Genomic DNA, 19,241 nt, shown 5'->3' with positions numbered 1-19,241 from the left:
CGCCAACGAACCGCTGACGTGCCGAGCTTCGTGAACAGCTACCACGAGGAGCACGCCACCACCCTGATCTCCCGAGGCATCGAGGATGCCCACAGGCAAGGGCTCGGCCTCAGCGCCTCCACCGCGCGGATCATCGCCGCAGCGCTGCACAACGGCCACGGCACGCACATGGAGCGCTTTGCCGCCACCGGCGATCTGAACCCCGATGGCGTCCTGTCCGAGCTGGATCAGATCCGCAGCCTCGGCCTCGAGCATATGCCCTGGGTCGTCGCGCTCTGGGACTTCCTGGAACGCATCGAGGGAGCCGACCCTGACCTCATCGAGACCGAGCACGTCGAACCCGCCCCAATGGTCTTCGCCCAGGCCGACGACCCCGACATCGGACCACGCCCCGGCGGCGCCTGGCTGCACACCGACGTACCCGCCGCCGAACTCCGCGAGCAGATGGAACAGCTCCTCACCGAGCACGCCCCATACAGCGACCGCATCGTCGTAACCGCCTCCGTCGGCTTCCACGGCATCGACATCCCCGAAGACGCCAGCGCTGCCGACGTCATCACCTACGCGGACGGCATCCGCCGCTACGGCGAGGCCTACGGCGTCTTCGCTCGGCTCGTCGGATACCCGGTGGGGCCTGCCGCGTTCTCGATCCGCTACGAGAACACCTACGACACCATCACCGAGTTCATGGCCGATCACACTGAAGGGCTCGCCGCCGCGGTCGAAGCCGCCGGAAAGGTCGCCACCCAAGCTCGCGAGGACACGGTCGATGAACACGAGGAACGGCTGCGCCGCGAATGGCTCGTCCTCGACGGCCACCAAGGCCGCGTCCACGTCTTCACCCGCAAGTTCGGGCTGCCCGAGCGGGAGGACGACCTGTGATGGAACACGAGCTGATTCCCAGTGGCGAGCAGCCGAACGACCTCGCGAAGCTGGCAAGCGAGTTCCTCGCCATGCACGACATCGAGGTCGCGCGCCGCGAAGGCCGCGACATCGACGTCATAACCGCGCGCATGTTCGCGTCGCTCCTGCAACCCTCGCCGGATTCCGCACTGGCCCGATTCGCCAACACCGGCGAAGGCACCAACGCCTCACTCCGGGCGGAGTACCTGCCGATCTACCACCAGCCGGGCGCGCCAGAGGAAGTCACCGAGGCGATCGACTGGCTCGGCGCGCACCTGGTCACGGCGGACAACGCCCGCCCAACGCCGGTCAAGCGGCCACCCGGCTCCCCGAAGCTGCGGAATATCCTTTGGCAGACCGACATCACCGTCGATGAGGCTCTGCTCTCGGTCAGTGTCCGCGCCGACACTCCGGTCGAGGCCGTCGAGACCCTCGGTGAGCGGTTGGGTCCGTTGATGACTCAAGACCCTGTGCCGTGGCGGCTCTTCCTCGCCCTGCCAGACGTCGACGCCGCCTCGGATCACCTCGTGGAGGCCTTCGAGGCCAGCTACCGCGGCGCGTTCGAGAGCGAGAAGCAGCTGCTCGATGCGTTCACCGACGCCCCGCAGATCCGCGACGTCCTGGACGGGCTCCGAGACAGATTCGTCGGCGGCTACTGGGTCGAGTTCGACGAAGCCGGACTCCTCGAGGAACTCCGCGAGCACAAGGACGTCATCTTCCACGAAGGCAGATTCCACGTCTTCGATCAATAGCCACTCATCCCTCGAAAGGAGGAACCCCTATGGAACAACAACCCCAGGATCACGGCCCCGAGCAAGCCGAGAGTCGTATTAAACCCGCTGACGCCATCGATCGGATCGCCAGCGATGGCATCGCCGCTGCGCAGGAGGCCGACAGCGAGATATCTACCGATGCCGCCAAGGCGATCGCGCACGGCCTCGTCCGGCTCCTCGGACGACCGAACACCGCGCTGGAGCACTTCTCCGATACCGGCGATGGCGACTACCTGAAGCTGCGTGAGGAGTACCTCGAGCTATACGCCGACCCGACCATCCCGGCTCACGCGAAGGAATGGATCGACTGGCTCGGCACCTACCTGGTTCAGCGTGACAACGCTCGCCTGGCAGAAGGTGAGGAGGCTGGCAATGGAACGCGATAGCCACATCCCCCGAGACCCGGAACGTCGCCCCGACGACCAGCACCTGCGCGCCGAGATCATCGAGCGGCTGCCCGGGACCGGAGAGCACGCCTCGCACCGCGCCATCGAGGTCATCGGCGCGATGATGGGCGCCTGCGTCATGGCCCACACCGAAGGCCGGCCCCTGAGCACGGAGGACGCCCGCGGCGTCGCGCACTTCCTCGCGCTCGGCATCGACAAAGGCACGGCACTGCGCGACTTCGCTGACGGCCGCGAAGTCGACGTTGACGAGGTCCGCTCCGAATGCCTCGAACTCGCGTCCCGTCCGAACGTCTACCCGGAAACCCGCGAAGTCCTCAACTGGCTGGATGGGCACCTTCTCGACGCCGTCGTGCCGCAGCTACGTCCCGAGCTTCCCGCCGATGAAACGCAGTGGCGGCACCTGATCTCCTACAAGGAGGATCTCGGCCTCACCGTCGCGATCCACGGCCGAGGCGACGAGGCCCTGTTCGAGGACGGCACGGTGCTCGACCGCGCCGAGCGGTTCGCACTCGATCACGGCATCCCCGGAGTCGCCTACCTGCGACTCCCGACCACCGACACGAGTCGGCCCGACGTCGAGCGTGGCTTCGCGTCGGACTACGTGGGCTCCTACGCCGACCTGGCCGAGCTGTTCGACACGACGACCAGGGTCTTCCAGCTCGATGACGACAACCACACGACCCCGGTCTCATACCGCGAGCTCAGCGACGACGCACGGCGTCAGCTGCACGAGGGCGCCGGTGAGCACTGGAGCGCCGTCGCTGTCGCAGGACAGATCCACCTGTTCAAGAAGAACCACTACGCGGAGGAGGAGATAACGAAATAGCACCCCTGTCAGATGCATAAGCGCAATAGCCGGAGTTCGCCGAAGGCAGACGGAAAGTGTTGTAAAAAATGCCTTTAATCAGGACTTTTCCACAACAAGGGAGTAAAATGGGTGAGATATGTAAGTGGAGACCCGCACCATGAATAGCGCGACAGCGGCTATGCGCCTGGGCCCTTCCATAAAACAGGCGCGCACCCAACAAGGCTTCTCTCTCCGCCGGCTCGCGGAACGTACAGGCGTTCCCCGCACCACAATCGAACGCATCGAGCAGGAGAAGCTCGAACGTCCTCGGCCGGACATTCTTCATGCTCTCGGAGAGGCCCTCGGCCTGGCCGTACCCGATCTGTACTCGCTGGCGAATTACCCGACAGTCACGGCACTGCCGTCGTTCGCGCCGTACCTGCGCGCTCGCTACCAGGGACTGTCGGTACAGGCGATCACCGAACTCGACATCTACTTCCGCACCCTCGCGGAGCGTGAAGGCGTCCTCGTCGACGGCCCCGCTCCCGGCGAAGACGAGCAGTAGACCCGCAGCGCAAGCTGCGAACACCACAACAACCAGTCACTCCCGGGTGGGGGAAGGAGGAAACAACCAATGACACCTTTGACACACGCCGCAGTATCTGAAGCGACGACGACCACGCAGGTCTCCCGCCGATCCGTGCTGCGCCGGTTGCGCAAGCTCGTGCCCGAGCAGAGCTTCCCGTTCAGCTGGCGCGCCGCGGAGCGCATCGCGGAGCACCAATCCTCGCTGCTGCGTCGGCTGGCCCGCACCGCAGCAACCGACCCGGTCGGGTTCGTGAAGAACCTCCCTGCGATCGTCGTCCGCTTCGTGCCTGACCTGCCGCGCTCCAGCGAGAGCCACTGGGATGTGACCGCGAAGCGCTGGGTCATCCAGATCGTGGAGACCCGCTCGTCCGCGTCTCGCCGGTTCCTGATCCTGCACGAGCTCAAGCACATCCTCGATCACGGCAAGTCCGTCCATCTCTACGACCCGCACTTCCGTCGCGGCCCGCTGCAGGCGCAGATGGCCGGAGACCACTTCGCCGCCTGCGTCCTCATGCCCGCGGCCGAGATGCGCCGCGCCATCCGCGACGGGCTGACAACCACCGGCTCACTCGCGAAGCACTTCGACGTGCCCAAGCACCGCGTCGTGCTGCGCCTGAACGACCTGAACCTCATCAACAAGATCACTGACCTCTAACGAAAGGAGGGGAATCCCTTCATGAACGACACCATCCAACACACCGCCACCGGGCGCCTGCTCACGCTCCCGGAGAGCATGGAACGGCTACGAGTGAGCAAGGCGACGCTGTATCGGCTGATCCGAGACAGGGAGATCCCCTCGGTCAAGATCGCTGCCCGCCGCTTCATCTTCGAGTCCGACCTCGAGCGGTTCCTCACACACCAGCGCGTCGCCCAGCGGCCAGGAGCGCATCATGGCTAAGCGCGCGAACGGCGAAGGAACCATCACCCTGCGCAAGGACGGCCGCTGGGAGGCCGCCTCCTACGTGCCGACACTCGACGGGCGAATGAAGCGCGTCCGCTTCTACGCCCGTTCGCGGAAGGAAGCCCACGAGAAGCTCGTCGCCAAGCACGAGGAAGTGCGTCGCGGCCTCCTGACCCCGAACTCGCAGGTCACGGTGGCCGAGTACCTGCAGCAGTGGCTGGAGTCTGTCGTGCCGCGCCGCAACCGGCGCAACACGGCGCGGGGCTACGAGGGCGTCGTCCGGCTGCACATCGTGCCTCGCATCGGCGACAAGCGCCTGACCCAGCTCACGGTGCGCGACGTCCAGAACGCCGCGTATGCACTGCTCGACGACGGCCATTCGATCCGCACCGCGCAGAAGTTCCGCACGGTGCTGTCCGCAGCCCTGACCCGGGCTATGCGCGACGAGCTCGTCAGCCGGAACGTCGCACGCCTCATCGAACTGCCGATGGCCAAGCGCAAGGAGTTCCTGCCCTGGAACCCCGATGACGTCGCGACGTTCCTGCGCATCGCGCACGGGCACCCGTGGTACATCGGGTACCTCATCGCCCTGACCTACGGTCTCCGAGCCGGAGAGATCGCCGGGCTGCGCTGGGCGGACGTCGACTTCGCTACCAACCAGATCACCGTCCGGCAGCAGATCAGCCGTATCGACGGCTCGCTCCGGGCCGCGTCCGTGAAGACCGACGCGGGCAACCGGCGGCTGCCGCTCGTCCCGTTCATCAGGCACGCCCTGCTCGAGCACGCCGCGGCGACCAGCGCCGTGATCAACGAGCACCTGTCACCGATCCCGCCGGAGACGTTCACGACGGAAGGCACCGTGCTGACCAGTAAGGTCGGCACGCCTGTAGAACCTCGTGGCCTCCTGCGCACCTTCGACATCCTTACCGCACGCGCGGGACTTCGCCGCATCACCCTGCACCAGGCACGCCACACCGTCGCCACACTGCTCGGCGGGCTCCAGATCGACCCGAAGGACGTGCAGATGATCCTCGGGCACTCCAACGTCTCCACGACGATGCAGATATACCAGCACGGCAACCACGAGCGCCGACGCGACGCCATCATGGCCGTCACGAACACCCTGGAAGCACGCCTCGGGCAACCGTCGCCGGACGTGTCCACGAGCGCGTCGGAGTCTGCGGAAGACTCGCGCGGTAGCCGTCAGGACGCCGACGTTGCCGTCAACGATTTCCCGCTCACAGCGACCGTTCTACAGGGGTCGCAACGTGATGCAGAGCATGAGAAGCCGAACGACCCTAGCGCTCTTCTAATCTTCAGGCCAGCGGTTCGAATCCGCTCCGGGGCACCACATTCGACCCCTGTTATTTCCGTGTTCGCGGACCTTCCACACGACCAAATCGTGTTGCTGGAAGTACGCGCGCGTAACCAGTTGTTCGGCGCGGTTGCCGTCAACGGTTGCCGTCAGATCGTCACATCGACCGTCGCATCGGCACCCCGGTTGCAGGCCGCTCTCAGTGACCTCATCGCGCTCCGCGAGGTGCTCGGCAACGCACACACAGCGCAGCAGACCCGCGCCGCGTTCCCCCTCAGCCTCATCCCGACCGACCGCCTCGACCCGATGGAGGAAGCAGCATGACGCCCCGCATCAACTACGGCCTGCCGGACCTGCCCGGCATGCCCGACCTCGACAAACTCACCGCGCCGCACGTCCGCCAGCTCCAGCTCGGGAACGTCCTGGACGCCACGCTCGACCTGGACGCGGTGCCGAAGGGCCAGCGCGCCGTCGTGTACTTCCGCGTCTCCGACCCCTCGCAGACCAAGACGTCCCGGGACTACGCCAACGGCGCCTCGATGGAGACCCAGCGGCAGCTCTGCTACGAACGCGCCACCGCCCTCGGCTACACCGTGATCGAGGAGTATGTCGAGCCCGGCAAGTCCGCGATGTCGATCGAGAAGCGGCCCGTGTTCCGGCAGATGCTCGCCCGCATCCAGGCCCGCCGAGACGTCAACGTCGTGCTGGTCTATATGTTCGAGCGCGCCGCCCGCAACCAGTGGGAGGACGCCGTGCTCGGCATCGTGTTCCAATCCCTCGGCGTGCAACTCATCTCCGTCACCGAGCCGATGGACGACACCCCGGCAGGCAAGGCCATGCGCGGCATGATCTCCGTGTTCAACGAGATGATGTCCACCTCCCGCGGTGCCGACATCAAACGCAAGATGGAAGCCGCCGCCAAACGCGGCCAGACCCTCGGCCGCGCCCGCCTCGGCTACCTCAACGTCCGCGACATCTCCGAAGGCCGCGACATCCGCACCATCGAAATCGACACCGAACGCGCCCCGTTCGTGAAGCTCGCCTTCGAGCTCTACGCCACCGGCGAGTACACGCTGAACGACATCGTCGACGAGCTCACAGACCGCGGCCTCACCACCCGGGCCACGGCGAAGCGCCCGGCCGGGCCGGTGTCCGTGAACAAGGTGCATCAGATGCTCCGCGACCCGTACTACACCGGCGTGGTCACGTACGACGGCGAGCAGATCCCCGGCAAGCACCACCCGCTCATCAGCCAGGAGCTCTTCGACAAGGCGCAAGAGGTCAGCCGCATCCGCGGGAAATCCGGCGAACGCCGCCGTGAGCACCATCACTACCTCAAAGGCACCGTGTTCTGCGGGCAGTGCAAGCAGGAACGCGACATCGACCGGCGCTTGCTCGTCCAGCGCACGGTCGGCAAGAACGGGCAGGAGTACTTCTACTACTTCTGCCCCGGCACCAAGGACGGCACCTGCACCAGCCCGCACCACAACCTCTACCGCGTAGAGGACGCCGTCGAACGCCACTACAAGACCAAGCGCTACACGCCCGAGTTCCTCCGCGCCTTCCGCGCGCTCATGGCCGACACCCTCGGAAGCCAGGACGAAGCCCAGCGACTCCTCAAGAAGCAACTCGACGGCCAACTCGACGCCCTCGACGTGCAGGAAGAGAACCTGCTCGACCTCGCCGCCGACGGCACCGTCGCCCCCGGGAAGATCAAGGTGCGACTGCGGAAGATCGGGCAGGAACGCGAACGGCTCACCACGCAACGCGACGCCGTCGCGGTCGACCTGACCTCCGGGGCGAAGTTCCTCGACTCCCAGCTCAGCCTGCTGGAGAACCCGCACGAGCTGTACAAGAACACCACCGACGAAGTCCGCCGCCGCCTCAACCAGGCCGTGTTCGGCGCGATCTACATCACCGACGAAGACGTCGTCGGCAGCCGCCTCACCTCTCCGCATGACGCGCTGTTCGCCACCGAAGCTGCCTACCAGGCCGCTACCCTCGGCCTGAACGAGGACGCCATCCGGCAGCACTTCGCCGCTGCCTTCGCCCGCAGCCAGGGCCAGACCATCCCCGCCAAACACAAAGAGACCGCCCCGAAGGGCGGTCTCTTTGCTGACAACTCAACAGTCGCGACAACGGCCTGGAGCTCACTCTTCACCGGCTCTGCAGCAGGTGCTGTTTCGAGTAAGCCTCCTATGGTGGACCTGAGGGGATTCGAACCCCTGACCTCTTCATTGCGAACGAAGCGCGCTACCAACTGCGCCACAGGCCCGTAGACCTCCGTTAGGTTATCACGGCGATCAGACCCCGGATGCCGCCCCCAGGCCGCCGCCCGAGACGAGCACCCGGCTCACCCGAACCTTCACCGCGGCCTGCCCGTCGTCGTGCACCTCACGAACGGGATGCGTAGCACCCTCACCCCCCGAAAGACAACCCACTGACGTCCTGCGCCCGAGAGGCGCAGGCTGGAGAAGAAGGAAACGGAAGGAGCCTCACATGGGCATCGGAGACAAGATCAAGCACACCGCCGAAGACCTCACCGGAAAGGCGAAGGAGGCCGCCGGCAAGGCGACCGACAACGAGCGCCTCGAGGCCGAGGGCAAGGCGGACCAGACCGGCGCCAACGTCAAGAAGGCCGGCGACAACGTCAAGGACGCCTTCAAGTAGGGCATCCCATCAGCCGAAGCGGTCCGTTCCCCACGGGGGCGGGCCGCTTCGGCGTGCGGCGGGCCGCAGCATCCACCCCGGGATGCTCCCCTGTCGCAAACTGCGCATCCACACCCCACGCACCCGCAGAACGCGACAGGCGAACGCAGACCTCAGCCCGCGGCGCGGGAGCGGAGCAGCTGGCGCACGTGCGCTTCGATCTCGGCGTCGTCGACGACGCCCATCGCCGCATATCGAGACGGGCCCATAGGAGGCGCCGCGGGTCTCGCGGCCGTGATCGGCACCGGCGCGAGAGACTCTGCCTGGGCGCGCATCGCCTCGGCCTGCGCGGCCAGGCGCAGCGCGTCGCGCGCCTCGGCGGCGTCGAGTTCTGCCGCAGCACGTGATCCCGCCGACGAGGCGAGAGGCTGGGGCAGGCTGCGGGGTGTCCAGGCGCGAGACTGCTCGGCCAGCTGCACGTCCTGCATCACGGCGGCGGTACGGACGATCGCGGGTGCGCTCTCCCGCATGACGGCGCGCGTGGCGACCCGGGCCATGCGGTGCAGCACCGCCACAGCGAGCAGGACGATGCCCACGCCCGACCAGAGGGCAAGCTGCGAGCCGGACTGCACGGTCTGCCACACGCCGACCCCGATCACGGCGAGACCGGCGGTGAGCAGCCCCGTCGCCACGAGTCGCGCGCGGCGTCGGGCCCGTGCACGGCGGGCGGCGGGTGCGTGTCGGGCGACCTCGACTTCGGCGCGCAGCTCTTCGAGCTCGGCGGCCTGCTTCTCGGCCTGCAGGCGCTTGGCGAGCTTCTGCTGCGCGAGCGCGGTGCGCGCGGTCAGCTCCAGCCGCACCTCGGCGGGCGTCTCGCTGGTCTCGGCGAGCACGCGCAGCGCCTGGTTCAGCCGCACGGCGTTGCGTTCGGCGGCGTGAAACTGATGCCGGCTGTGCCACGTGGGCAGGAGATAGACGAGCCAGAGGAGCACGGCGACGAGCACGATCACTCCGCCGCCGAGAACCTGCCCACCCATGGCGACAACGGTATGCGACGGCACGGCGATCCCCCGGCATCCCGGCGCGTGTCGCCGACCCCTTTCGCGCCGACTTCTGCGCGGGCGGGGGCGCGACGCTATGCGCCCGCGGCTCCCGACGGGCCGACGGCCGGAGTCGGGCGGTCCGCGGGCGGCACGGTCGCGGCGTCGCGCGGTGCCTGGCCCCGCACCCAGCGGTCGAGCACGCCGTGCGGCACCTCCTCGCGGGTCAGCGCGAAGGCGTAATGATCGCGCCAGTCACCGTCGATGTGGATGTACCGACGACGAAGCCCCTCGTAGCGGAAGCCGAGCTTCTCGACCACGCGCAGGCTCGCACGATTCTCGGGGCGGATGCAGATCTCCATGCGGTGCAGGCGCAGATCGGTGAAGCAGAGGTCGGTGGCCATCGCGACGGACGTCGGGGTGATGCCTTTGCCCGCGAAGCGCTCGCTCACCCAGTACCCGATGGTTGCGCTCGCGAGCGACCCGCGGGCGATGCCCCAGACGTTCAGCTGCCCGGTCACCCGCCCGCCGTACTCCATCACGAGGGGGACGCCGGCTCCATCGCGGTACTGCTGCAGCAGCCGGCGCACGCCCAGGCGCATGTCGAACGAGACCGGCCCGTCGGGACTCGTCGCCTCCCACTGCTGCAGCCACGTGCGGTTGCTCAGCAGCTCTTGCTGCAGCACCCGCGCGTCGCGCGGCTTGATCAGGCGGATCGAGATCTGTTCGTGTTCGCGTGGGAGTGAGAGCTCCATGCACACTCCCCTCGAACCGGGCTAGAGGCCCGCGGCGAACTCCTTGAACCAGGGACGCAGCTCCGGTCCCAGATCGTCACGATCCGAGGCCAACTGCACGATGGCCTTGATGTAATCCACCCTATCGCCGGTGTCGTAGCGGCGACCGCGGAACACGACGCCGAACACGCCGGGGCCGGCAGCATCCGCCGCCTGCTCCTCGAGCGCGTCGGTGAGCTGGATCTCGCCGCCCTTGCCGGGCTGGGTGTGCTCGAGGACATCGAAGATCTCGGGGCTGAGCACGTATCGGCCGATGATGGCGAGGTTGGAGGGGGCATCCTCCTTGGCGGGCTTCTCGACGAGGCCCGTGACGCGCACGACGTCGGGGTCGTCGGTCGCTGCGACCGCGGCGGCGCCGTAGAGGTGGATCTGCTCGGGGTCGACCTCCATGAGGGCGACGATCGACGCCCCGCGCTTGGTCTGCTCCTCGAGCATCTTGGTCAGCAGCGGGTCGCGCTCATCGATGAGGTCATCACCGAGCAGCACCGCGAAGGGCATGGTGCCCACGTGTGCCTTGGCCCGCAGCACGGCGTGGCCGAGGCCCTTGGGCTCACCCTGGCGCACGAAGTGGATGTCGGCCATGTCGGAAGAGGCCATGACCTTCTGCAGCTTGGAGGTGTCGCCCTTGGCGCGCAGCTTCTCCTCGAGCTCGGGCACCGAGTCGAAGTGGTTCGAGAGGTTGTTCTTGTTGCGGCCGATGATGATCAGCACATCCTCGATGCCGGCCTGCACGGCCTCCTCGACCACGTACTGGATCGCGGGCTTATCGACGACGGGCAGCATTTCTTTGGGCATGGCCTTTGTCGCGGGGAGAAAGCGCGTGCCGAGTCCGGCGGCAGGGATGACGGCTTTGAACTTCGCTGTGGGCATGCGCCCATCGTATAGTCCCGCGGGAGCCCGCAAATCCGGCCCATTCGGGGGACAAACCGGCCCATTCGGGGGACAGCCGGATCCTCCGTTCGGGGGACACGAGGCGCCCGCGACATATGATGGGCGGCGTGTCGCACGACATCGACAATGACAAACGCGCCCTTCGCGCCGACCTCCGCGAGCGCCGCCAGGTGCTCTCCGAGGCGCAGCGCGACGCCGCCGCGGAGGGCGTCCGCGCGCAGCTCGACGCCCTCGTCGACGGCCTCGGTGCGCGGTCGATCTCGTGCTTCCTCTCGACCTCGACCGAGCCCGGCACCCGCGAGTTCGTCGCCTCGGCGGTGGGCCGCGGCATCCGCGTGCTGCTGCCCGTGACACGGGCCGACGGCCTGCTCGACTGGGTCGTCGCCACCGAGGAGGGCGACGTGGCCGAGGGCCTCTTCGGTCTGCCCGAGCCCGTCGGCGAACTGCTCGGGCCCATCGCGGTGAACGACGTCGACCTCATGATCATCCCCGCGGCGGCGATCGACCGCTCGGGCATGCGGCTCGGCTGGGGCCGCGGGTACTTCGACAAGACGATCGGGTCGATGCAGCGCTGCCCCCCGGTCTACGCGGTCGTGTTCGATTCCGAGATCCTCGACGAGGTGCCTCGAGACGTGCACGATCAGCCTGTCTCGGGGGCCGTCACCCCCGCCCGCACCGTCACCTTCGCGCCGACCCGGCGCTGACCCTGGAGCTGCCCTCATGCCCACCTACGCCTATGCCTGCAAGAGCTGCGGACACCGCTTCGACGCCGTGCAGTCCTTCTCCGAGCCCACGCTGACCGAGTGCCCCGAGTGCGGCGGCGTGCTGCGCAAGGAGTACGGCTCGATCGGTGTGACCTTCAACGGCAGCGGCTTCTACCGCACCGATTCGCGGGCGGGCGAGGGCAAGGGCTCGAAGGGGGCGGATGCCGGATCCTCGGCCTCCGCGGCCGGCTCCGGCACCTCCGGCTCGGGCACGTCCTCGTCGGGCACGTCCTCGTCCGGCACGTCTTCGTCGGGCTCCGGCTCGTCGGCTGGCGGCTCCGGGTCATCTTCGACAGGATCGAAGTCCGGGGCGAGCGCCTCGTCATAGGCAGACCGGCACGGGCGCGAGCGCGGGTCGGCGAGAGGGGGAGCATCGCATGATCAAGGGCTTCAAAGAATTCATCCTGCGCGGCAACGTCATCGACCTCGCGGTCGCGGTCGTCATCGGCGGTGCGTTCACCGCCGTCGTCAACTCGATCGTCGCGAGCGTCATCAATCCGATCGTCGCGCTGTTCTACCAGCCGAACGAGGACGGCCAGTTCGGCCCCACCCTCACCGGCCTCTACGGGCAGACGGTCGTTTTTCCGCTCGGCGATCTGATCAGCGCCGTCATCAGCTTCCTCGCCGTAGCGGTCGTGGTCTACTTCGTCTTCGTCTACCCGATGAACCGCCTCAAGGAGCGCGCCGCCGCCCGCGCGGGACTCAGCGAGGCCGCCGAGGAGCCGAAGCTGCCCACCGAGCAGGAGATCCTCGTGCAGATCCGCGATCTGCTCGAGAAGCAGGGCACCGCTGCCAGGCCCTGACACGGGCTCCGGCGCTCAGTAGTGCGGCGGGACGTCGCGGCGCAGCCGCTCGTCGTTGGGACCGCGCTCGACCGTGGGGGTGTCGCGGGATGCTGTCGCGACAGCATCCCCGTCGTCTTCTCGCGCGTCCGGCTCGCCGATCGCGCCCGGCGCCGGCGTCAGCCGCGCGCGCCGCGACCCGGGCACCCGCACCACCCGCTGCCGCGGCTCGGGTTCGGCCCCGCTATTCGATGACATCGACGGGCTGGGTCGCCCCGTCGGCCACCGCCGCGTCGGGCTCGATGCCGAGGATCGCCGCGATCCGCGACGCGACGGCCGCGGGGTCGGTGTAGAGGTCGAACGAGTGCACGCGCACGTAGTGCCAGCCCAGTCGCCGCAGCAACTGGGGGCGCAGGCGCAGCGCCTCGCGCAGGGACTCGTCGTGCGTCTCGGGGTCGCTCTCGACGACGACGGCCTTGCCCGCGTGCTGGGCGACCAGGGGCAGCAGGCCGCGGTACTGCACGTCGACCGCGACGCCCAGGCGCCGCAGTTCGTCGGCGAGCCGTCGCGTGAGGGGATCGGCGAGGTCTTCGAGGCGGGCCTCGCGCTGCCGGGAGGCCATGCCGCCGAGGATCGACATGAGCGTCGCCGCTCCGTGCTCGAGTCGTCCGTCGTCGAACGCCGAGGGGCGGATCGACGACACGATCACCATCGAGCGACGGGCGCGCGTCATGCCGACCGTGAGCAGGCGCTCGCCGTCGGGGGTGGAGAGGTCGCCGAAGTCGCTCAGCACGCGTCCGTGCTTGGTCAGCCCGAACCCGAGCGAGAAGATCACGCGGTCGCGACTCTCGGCCACCGACTGCTCGAGGGTCAGCACCGCGAAGGGCTCGGCGGTGTCGCGCAGGGCGAACGCCGAGACGTCCGAGCGGCCTGCGAAGGCCGTGTTCACCGCGGCGCGGACGCGCTCGGCGTGGCGCGCGCTCGCGGTGACGACCATGAGCGACTCGTTGGGCCGGTTCACGGCGTGCTCGATCACGAGCGTCACGACCCGCGCAACCTCGGTCTCGGGGCTCTCGACGGCGCCGGAGACGGGGTCGGGCATGCCGAAGCCGCCCTCCACGTAGTCCACGGTCAGGCTGCCGCGCCCGAGGTACGAGCCCGCCCACGGCCACGAGACGATCTCGCCGCCGTAGAAGGCGTCGTTGACGAGCTCGGCGAGGTCTTCGCCGCCCGCGCGATAGCTGCGGGTGAGGGTGTAGACGGGCAGGATGTCGGCGAGCCGCTCGAACAGCGACGTCTCGTCGAAGGGCACCTCGGGCTCCTCCTGCGGCACCGATCCCGCAGCGAGCGCGAACGGCGAGGGCCTCTGCGTCACGGGGTCGCCGAGCACGACGATCTGGCGGGCGCGCCGCAGGGCGGGCACCGCCTCGGCGAGGCTCAGCCCGCCCGCGTCGGCGACGATGACCGTGTCGAACGAAAGCGTCTCGGGCAGCTCGGGCACGTCGTACGGCGAGGCCAGCCAGACCGGCGCAAGCGCGCGGCCGAGGGTGGGCGCGACGATGCTGAGGCCCAGGGCCGTGGGCTCACGGCCGGTCAGCAGCTTCTTCAGTTCGTCGGCCTCGCCGGGCTGATCAACGAGCCCGATCTTCCACTGGCGGGCCAGCTGCCACGCCAGAAGGGGGCCGGATGCTGCCGCATGGGCCTCGTCGACGAGCCTGAAGTCGCGCTCCAGACGGTCGACGACGCTCGTGTTGGCGCCGAGGAGAGCCTTGTCGCTGCGCAGCATGTGCTCGAGTGCGGACTGCCACCAGGCGAATTCGAGCTCGCCGGCGACGCGGTCGGCGGGCACGTGCCGCACCGAGAGCTCGGCCAGCAGAGGGCCGAGGCCGAGTCGCGCGAGATCGGCGCGCAGCGCGGTGCGCTCGATGAGGTTCTCGAGCACCTCGGACTCGGCGGCGAGGCCGGCGAGCGTGCGCACGAGACGGTCGACCGGGAGAGCGGCGAGGCGCTGATCGTGGGCGCGGCCGAGTGGCGCATCGAGCTCGGCGAGCTCTGCCGCCACGCGCTGCCAGGCGACGTGGACATCGGCGAGCCCGAGCGGCACCTCGGGCGCCACCCCGGCGTCGACGAAGCGCTGCCAGTGGGTGCGCTGGCGCTGGATGCGCACGAGCGCCTCGTGCATGTCGGCGACGTGCACCCCGGGTCGCACGTATTCGCGGGCGAGGCGGCGCAGGCGCCGGCGCTCGCCGCCGCGCATCGTCGCCGAGTCGCGGCGCGAGCCGAGGGCGGTGATGAGGTCGGCGAGCGGGCGCTCGAATACGCTGGGGCTGAATCGATCGAGGGAATCGCGGATGTCGATCAGCAGCCGCAGGTACTCCCCGAGCTCGTCGATCGAGGCGAAGGGTCGCATGCGGGTCTGGGCGATGAGCTCGTAGCCGCGCTCGAGCAGACGCGGCACCTCGCCGAGCTGGAGCCGCTTGGCCAGCGCGTGCGCGGCCTGGGCCTCGTCGGTCGTGGCGAAGCTGGCGCCGTACCAGGGCGAGTCGCCCGGACCGAAGCGGAACTCGCCGAGCGACGCGGCGAGCTCGAGCTTGGCCGCGGCGCTCGAGCGGTCGCCCGCCAGGCGGGTGAGGGTCTCGAGGTCGAAGCGCGCCGTGGTGGTGCCGGGTCGCTCGGTCTGCTGCAGCTGCACGAGTGCGCGCAGGGTGTCGAGCGGGCTCACACCCAGGCCCGCAGCGGGGGTGGTCAGCGAGCGTCGGTAGGCGATCAGCAGCGCGCGCAGGCGCACGAGCGCATCGTCGACGTCGGCGAGCTGGGGCGCCGTGGCCTTCTCGTTGCGCCCGATCGCGCGCACCAGGTCGCGCGCGACGTGCACGGGCGAGCACGCGAGTCCGGCGAGACCGACCTGCTGCAGGCGATGGCGCACGCCCTCGATCGTCGAGCGCCGGGCGCTGACGACGAGAACGCGCTTGTGATCCTGCACGAGGGCGCCGAGGGCGTTGATGACGGTCTGGGTGCCGCCCGTTCCGGGCAGGGTCTGCACCGCGATCGAGCGTCCGGCGGTGATCTGCGCGAGCACCCGCTCCTGCTCCGCGTCGGCGTCCAGCAGCAGGGTGTCCGAGGCGGGCGAGCGCTCATCGGGGCCGACGCTGCGCACCTCCTCCCGCTGCTGCAGCAGAGCGGCGCGGTCGCCGGCGTGACCCGCGAGCGCGTTGAGGACGGGCGCGTCGAGGTTGGCAGCATCCCGCACCATCGCCCGGGCGACGTCGGCGAACGTCGACACGAGCAGACGGGGCTGCACGGTGAAGGTGTCGACGGGCGCGGTGATCGCGCGCAGGCGGTCGATCACCCGCTGCGGCTTGAAGACGCCGTTCTCGTGGGCGAGGGCGGCGAGCCCCGGACCGTCGAGGGTGATGCCGAAGTGCTCGCGCGACACCGAGGCGAGCTCCGGGTTGATGTGGAAGCCGCCGTGCAGCTTGAGCTCGAAGTCCGCTCCGTGGCGGCGGATCGCCAGCGGGCGCAGCAGAACGGGCGCCGTATAGGCGACTCCGCCGATGCGCCACGAGGCGAGTCCCACGGCCAGGTGCACGGCATCGATCGAGCGCACGGTGCGCAGCTCGACGTTCTTGGCGGTGATGGCCTCGGCCGCGAGCCGCGCCGTGCGCAGCGCGACCTCGTCGCGGAACAGACCCGACAGCAGCGTCGACTGCCCGGTGATGAAGGCGGGCAGGCTGCCGGGGTGGGCGTTGGTCATGTCGATGCCCGTGTCGGGCGCGTCGACGTACTGCAGCAGGGGCGAGCGACCGCCCAGCTCGGAGGCCTGGGCCCGCAGCCGCGTGCGCTCGTCCGACGCGATGTGCGCGACGCGCACACCCGGCTCGCTCATGCGCAGGTCGTGGGGCTCGATACGCTCGCCGCGCTCGGCATCCGGGGACGCCGCGCCGGGGTCGGGGATCATCTCATCCGCGCCCATAGTGCTGCCCTCTGCTCGCCACACAGGGTCACCCTACGTTCCCGCTGCCCAGACGGGCGCATAGCGGCCCGGGTTTCGCGGGATTGGCCGGTCTGCGCACTGTTCTTCTCGCCGGCGGGGGCGTTCTCATCCCCGTTGGGGCGTTGAAACGCCGTTGGGGCGTTGAAACGCCGTTGGGGCGCGCTGCAGCACGCCCCAACGCGATTCTGACGCCCCAACGCCGGGGCGATGGGCGGCGGGGCGATGGGCACTGAGCCCGGCGGCGCGCTCGGCTCCTCCACAGGCGCCCCGGGGCGGGCATGCACCCCCATCGACGCCGGCGCCTCGAACCGGCACGACCCCGCGGGGCAGGATGGGCGCATGCCCCTTCGTCACGCGAGCGCCCCCACTCCTCTCGGCATCGCCACCGCCGTCCTCACCGATACCGGCCTCGGGATGCTGCACTTCGGTGATGGCGATCCCGAATACGTCCTCGAACGCGCGGCACTCGCCTGGCGCACCCCGCTCACGCACGACGAGGCATCCCTCACACCTGTCTTCATGCAGCTGGACGAGTACTTCGCCGGCGAGCGACGCGACTTCGACATCCCCCTCGACCTTTCGCAGACCCACGGCTTCGTCCGCGCCGCCCTCGAGACGATCTGCACGATCGCCTATGGCGAGACGGCGAGCTACGGCGAGGTGGCGGTCCGGGCGGGGGCCCCGGGCGCCGCCCGAGCCGTGGGGTCGGCCTGCGCCCGCACGCCGATCTCGGTGGTCGTGCCGGCCCACCGCGTCGTCCGGGCGGACGGCTCGATCGGAGAGTACGGCGGCGACCCCGAGACCAAACGGTTTCTGCTCGATCTCGAAGTGCACGCGCTCACTTTGGCCGCCCAGGCCGAGCGATGAATGCCTTTCGACAGGCCCTGGGCACGGGAGGCGAGGCCCGGAACACGGGAGGCGCCGATCAGGGCACGGGAAGCGAGGCCGAGAACATGGCCGGCACGGGCGTCGTCGTCGGCGACGACGGGCTCGCCCGACCGGCGTGGGCATCGGCCGATCCTCTCCTCAGGCAGTACTACGACACGGAGTGGGGCATGCCGGTGCGCGACGAGCGGGGGCTGTTCGAGCGGATCAGCCTCGAGGCGTTCCAGTCCGGCCTGTCGTGGGCAACGGTGCTGCGCAAGCGCCCCGCGTTCCGCGCGGCGTTCGCCGGCTTCTCCCCCGACCTCGTCGCCGCGTACGGCGAGCGCGACATCGAGCGACTGCTCGGCGACGCCGCCATCATCCGCAATCGCGCGAAGATCCTCGCGACCATCGGCAACGCGCGAGCCACGATCGACCTGCGCGCCGCCGGCGGCCTGCCCGACCTGATCTGGTCGTTCCAGCCTGACCGCACGCCCGCGCCCCGGACGCCGCAGGAGGTGCCGACGACCTCACCCGAGTCGATCGCTCTGGCCGCCGCACTCAAGGCCCGCGGCTTCCGCTTCGTCGGGCCGACCACCGCGTTCGCGCTGATGGAGGCGGTCGGCATCGTCGACACGCACCTCGTCGACAGCCATCGGCGCGGCACCAGCGGGGTGTGGACGGAGGGCGTGCAGGCCGCCCGCCGTCCACACCCGTCCCTATAGTCCCGCCGCGCCTTCGGGCAGGCCGGAACCGCCGTCAACGCACGACGAATGAGCCTGGTTCCGACCGAATTCCTTGCCCCCGGCGGGTGATATGGTCGACGCTACGAACGGCGGCGACGGTGCCGTCGCCCCCGAAGGTAGGTAGCGATGCTTACGCAGGAGAGGTATCCCACGCAGGCCCAGCTCGTCGCGGGCGCGGTGCGCGAACTCGCCCGTCGGACGCGGTTTCCGATCGCCTTCGGCGGACTGGTGCACGAGGACACGGTGCGCGTGACGAGCATCGTCGGAAACCGCACCCGCAGCCTCGACGGGCTGAGCGTGCGCCCCGAACGCGGACTCGGCGGCCGAGCCATGATCGAGCTGCGCCCGCGGATGACGCCCGACTACCGCACCGCCCGCGGCATCACGCATGACTACGACGGTCACGTGCTCGGCGAGGGCATCGCGTCGCTGCTCGCCGTCCCCGTGGTCGTGCGCGGTCGTGCACGCGGGGTCCTCTACGGCGGCGCGTGGGTGTCCTCCGACGTCGGAGATGTGATCGCCGCCCCCGCGTTCCAGGTCGCCGACGCCCTCGCAGCCGAGCTGCGGGTGCGCGAAGACGTCGAGCGTCGGCTCGCGGAACTCGAACCGGTCGCCCCCGCTCCCTCCCCCGCGATCGTCCACGGCCTGTCGGCGTCGCACCGTGAAGAGCTGCGCGCGAGCTATGCCGAGCTGCGCCTGATCGCAGCGCGCGTGCCGGACCCCGAGGTGCGCGCTCGCATCGAAGACATCGAGCGCCGGCTCGCCACACTCTCGGGCGACGACGACGGCGCTGCGGCAGAGAGCGATGTGGCGCTCTCCCCGCGCGAGACCGACGTGCTCGCGTGTGCGGCGCTCGGTTCGACGAACGCCGAGATCGCCGCGACCCTGGGCCTTCGCGAGGGCACGGTGAAGGCATACCTGTCGACGGCGATGGCCAAGCTGGATGCCTCCACGCGGCACGCCGCGGTGGCCAAGGCACGCCGCGCGGGTCTGCTGCCCTGACCCGGCCGACGCGCCCGCGCCGTGGCGACCGCCGCCTCGCC

At 69.4% G+C, this 19,241-nt stretch carries 20 protein-coding genes, 1 tRNA gene and 1 pseudogene; 16 read left to right on the top strand and 6 right to left on the bottom strand.

Annotation, left to right across the window (positions count from 1 at the left end; all coding sequences use genetic code 11):
- Nucleotides 1–18 precede the first annotated feature (18 nt).
- The 9 genes and pseudogenes from AB2L57_RS05680 to AB2L57_RS05640 form a co-directional block, all read left to right on the top strand.
- Entirely contained in the window at nt 19–882 is an 864-nt protein-coding gene (locus AB2L57_RS05680; RefSeq protein ID WP_409048268.1) for a hypothetical protein, read from the top strand.
- Nucleotides 882–1,655, top strand: a complete 774-nt coding sequence (locus AB2L57_RS05675; protein ID WP_409048267.1) for a hypothetical protein — start codon at nt 882–884, stop codon at nt 1,653–1,655. Before AB2L57_RS05680 ends, AB2L57_RS05675 begins: the two co-directional genes overlap by 1 nt.
- 29 nt (nt 1,656–1,684) lie before the next feature.
- On the top strand, nt 1,685–2,062 hold the full coding sequence (locus AB2L57_RS05670) for a hypothetical protein (protein WP_409048266.1): 378 nt from the start codon (nt 1,685–1,687) through the stop codon (nt 2,060–2,062).
- On the top strand, nt 2,049–2,909 hold the full coding sequence (locus AB2L57_RS05665; RefSeq protein WP_409048265.1) for a hypothetical protein: 861 nt from the start codon (nt 2,049–2,051) through the stop codon (nt 2,907–2,909). Before AB2L57_RS05670 ends, AB2L57_RS05665 begins: the two co-directional genes overlap by 14 nt.
- Nucleotides 2,910–3,033: 124 nt before the next feature.
- Nucleotides 3,034–3,435: a helix-turn-helix domain-containing protein gene (locus tag AB2L57_RS05660; protein WP_409048264.1), complete on the top strand. Its 402-nt coding sequence runs from the start codon at nt 3,034–3,036 to the stop codon at nt 3,433–3,435.
- Nucleotides 3,436–3,504: 69 nt separating this feature from the next.
- Nucleotides 3,505–4,113: an ImmA/IrrE family metallo-endopeptidase gene (locus AB2L57_RS05655; RefSeq protein ID WP_409048263.1), complete on the top strand. Its 609-nt coding sequence runs from the start codon at nt 3,505–3,507 to the stop codon at nt 4,111–4,113.
- A gap of 21 nt (nt 4,114–4,134) precedes the next feature.
- On the top strand, nt 4,135–4,356 hold the full coding sequence (locus AB2L57_RS05650; protein ID WP_409048262.1) for a helix-turn-helix domain-containing protein: 222 nt from the start codon (nt 4,135–4,137) through the stop codon (nt 4,354–4,356).
- Nucleotides 4,349–5,998, top strand: a complete 1,650-nt coding sequence (locus AB2L57_RS05645) for a tyrosine-type recombinase/integrase (RefSeq protein WP_409048261.1) — start codon at nt 4,349–4,351, stop codon at nt 5,996–5,998. Before AB2L57_RS05650 ends, AB2L57_RS05645 begins: the two co-directional genes overlap by 8 nt.
- Nucleotides 5,995–6,897, top strand: a pseudogene (locus tag AB2L57_RS05640) (recombinase family protein); the annotation flags it as partial. The gene AB2L57_RS05645 and the pseudogene AB2L57_RS05640, both read left to right, overlap by 4 nt.
- Nucleotides 6,898–7,873: 976 nt before the next feature.
- Here the strand turns inward: AB2L57_RS05640 and AB2L57_RS05635 are convergent.
- A tRNA-Ala gene (locus tag AB2L57_RS05635) sits at nt 7,874–7,949 on the bottom strand.
- A 224-nt stretch (nt 7,950–8,173) separates the two neighbouring features.
- Between AB2L57_RS05635 and AB2L57_RS05630 the strand changes: the two genes are divergently transcribed.
- Complete coding sequence (locus AB2L57_RS05630; RefSeq protein WP_292810007.1) at nt 8,174–8,344, top strand: CsbD family protein; 171 nt, start codon at nt 8,174–8,176, stop codon at nt 8,342–8,344.
- Nucleotides 8,345–8,496: 152 nt separating this feature from the next.
- Here the strand turns inward: AB2L57_RS05630 and AB2L57_RS05625 are convergent, their stop codons facing one another.
- From AB2L57_RS05625 to galU, 3 genes are all read right to left on the bottom strand, one after another.
- Nucleotides 8,497–9,360 carry a hypothetical protein gene (locus tag AB2L57_RS05625; protein ID WP_292810009.1) on the bottom strand — a complete coding sequence of 288 codons (864 nt, stop codon included), beginning with the start codon at nt 9,358–9,360 and terminating at the stop codon, nt 8,497–8,499.
- 98 nt (nt 9,361–9,458) lie between these two features.
- Nucleotides 9,459–10,118: a GNAT family N-acetyltransferase gene (locus AB2L57_RS05620; protein ID WP_292810011.1), complete on the bottom strand. Its 660-nt coding sequence runs from the start codon at nt 10,116–10,118 to the stop codon at nt 9,459–9,461.
- A gap of 21 nt (nt 10,119–10,139) precedes the next feature.
- Entirely contained in the window at nt 10,140–11,027 is an 888-nt protein-coding gene (gene galU, locus AB2L57_RS05615; RefSeq protein ID WP_409048260.1) for a UTP--glucose-1-phosphate uridylyltransferase GalU, read from the bottom strand.
- A gap of 128 nt (nt 11,028–11,155) precedes the next feature.
- Between galU and AB2L57_RS05610 the strand changes: the two genes are divergently transcribed.
- Genes AB2L57_RS05610 through mscL form a run of 3 tightly spaced genes read left to right on the top strand, consistent with a single transcriptional unit; the run spans nt 11,156 to nt 12,615 of the window.
- Nucleotides 11,156–11,752 carry a 5-formyltetrahydrofolate cyclo-ligase gene (locus AB2L57_RS05610; protein WP_292810014.1) on the top strand — a complete coding sequence of 199 codons (597 nt, stop codon included), beginning with the start codon at nt 11,156–11,158 and terminating at the stop codon, nt 11,750–11,752.
- Between the two features lie 16 nt (nt 11,753–11,768).
- Nucleotides 11,769–12,140: an FmdB family zinc ribbon protein gene (locus AB2L57_RS05605; RefSeq protein WP_292810016.1), complete on the top strand. Its 372-nt coding sequence runs from the start codon at nt 11,769–11,771 to the stop codon at nt 12,138–12,140.
- 49 nt (nt 12,141–12,189) lie between these two features.
- Complete coding sequence (gene mscL, locus AB2L57_RS05600; protein WP_292810018.1) at nt 12,190–12,615, top strand: large conductance mechanosensitive channel protein MscL; 426 nt, start codon at nt 12,190–12,192, stop codon at nt 12,613–12,615.
- 15 nt (nt 12,616–12,630) lie between these two features.
- Here the strand turns inward: mscL and AB2L57_RS05595 are convergent, their stop codons facing one another.
- Complete coding sequence (locus AB2L57_RS05595; RefSeq protein WP_292810020.1) at nt 12,631–12,852, bottom strand: hypothetical protein; 222 nt, start codon at nt 12,850–12,852, stop codon at nt 12,631–12,633.
- A complete protein-coding gene (locus AB2L57_RS05590) occupies nt 12,839–16,567 on the bottom strand; it encodes a DEAD/DEAH box helicase (protein ID WP_292810022.1) in 3,729 nt (1,242 codons plus the stop codon). Before AB2L57_RS05590 ends, AB2L57_RS05595 begins: the two co-directional genes overlap by 14 nt.
- Nucleotides 16,568–16,927: 360 nt before the next feature.
- On the opposite strand from AB2L57_RS05590, the gene AB2L57_RS05585 reads away from it, so the two are divergent.
- The 3 genes from AB2L57_RS05585 (at nt 16,928) to AB2L57_RS05575 (ending at nt 19,200) form a co-directional block, all read left to right on the top strand.
- Nucleotides 16,928–17,455, top strand: coding sequence for a methylated-DNA--[protein]-cysteine S-methyltransferase (locus tag AB2L57_RS05585; RefSeq protein WP_292810024.1), 528 nt, complete (start codon nt 16,928–16,930; stop codon nt 17,453–17,455).
- A gap of 86 nt (nt 17,456–17,541) precedes the next feature.
- Complete coding sequence (locus AB2L57_RS05580; RefSeq protein ID WP_292810076.1) at nt 17,542–18,177, top strand: DNA-3-methyladenine glycosylase I; 636 nt, start codon at nt 17,542–17,544, stop codon at nt 18,175–18,177.
- A 147-nt stretch (nt 18,178–18,324) separates the two neighbouring features.
- Nucleotides 18,325–19,200, top strand: a complete 876-nt coding sequence (locus AB2L57_RS05575) for a LuxR C-terminal-related transcriptional regulator (protein ID WP_292810026.1) — start codon at nt 18,325–18,327, stop codon at nt 19,198–19,200.
- Nucleotides 19,201–19,241: the final 41 nt, after the last annotated feature.

Source organism: Microbacterium sp. HA-8 (assembly GCF_046111165.1).
Classification (GTDB): domain Bacteria; phylum Actinomycetota; class Actinomycetes; order Actinomycetales; family Microbacteriaceae; genus Microbacterium.
This window is presented reverse-complemented; position numbering and strand designations above follow the sequence as displayed.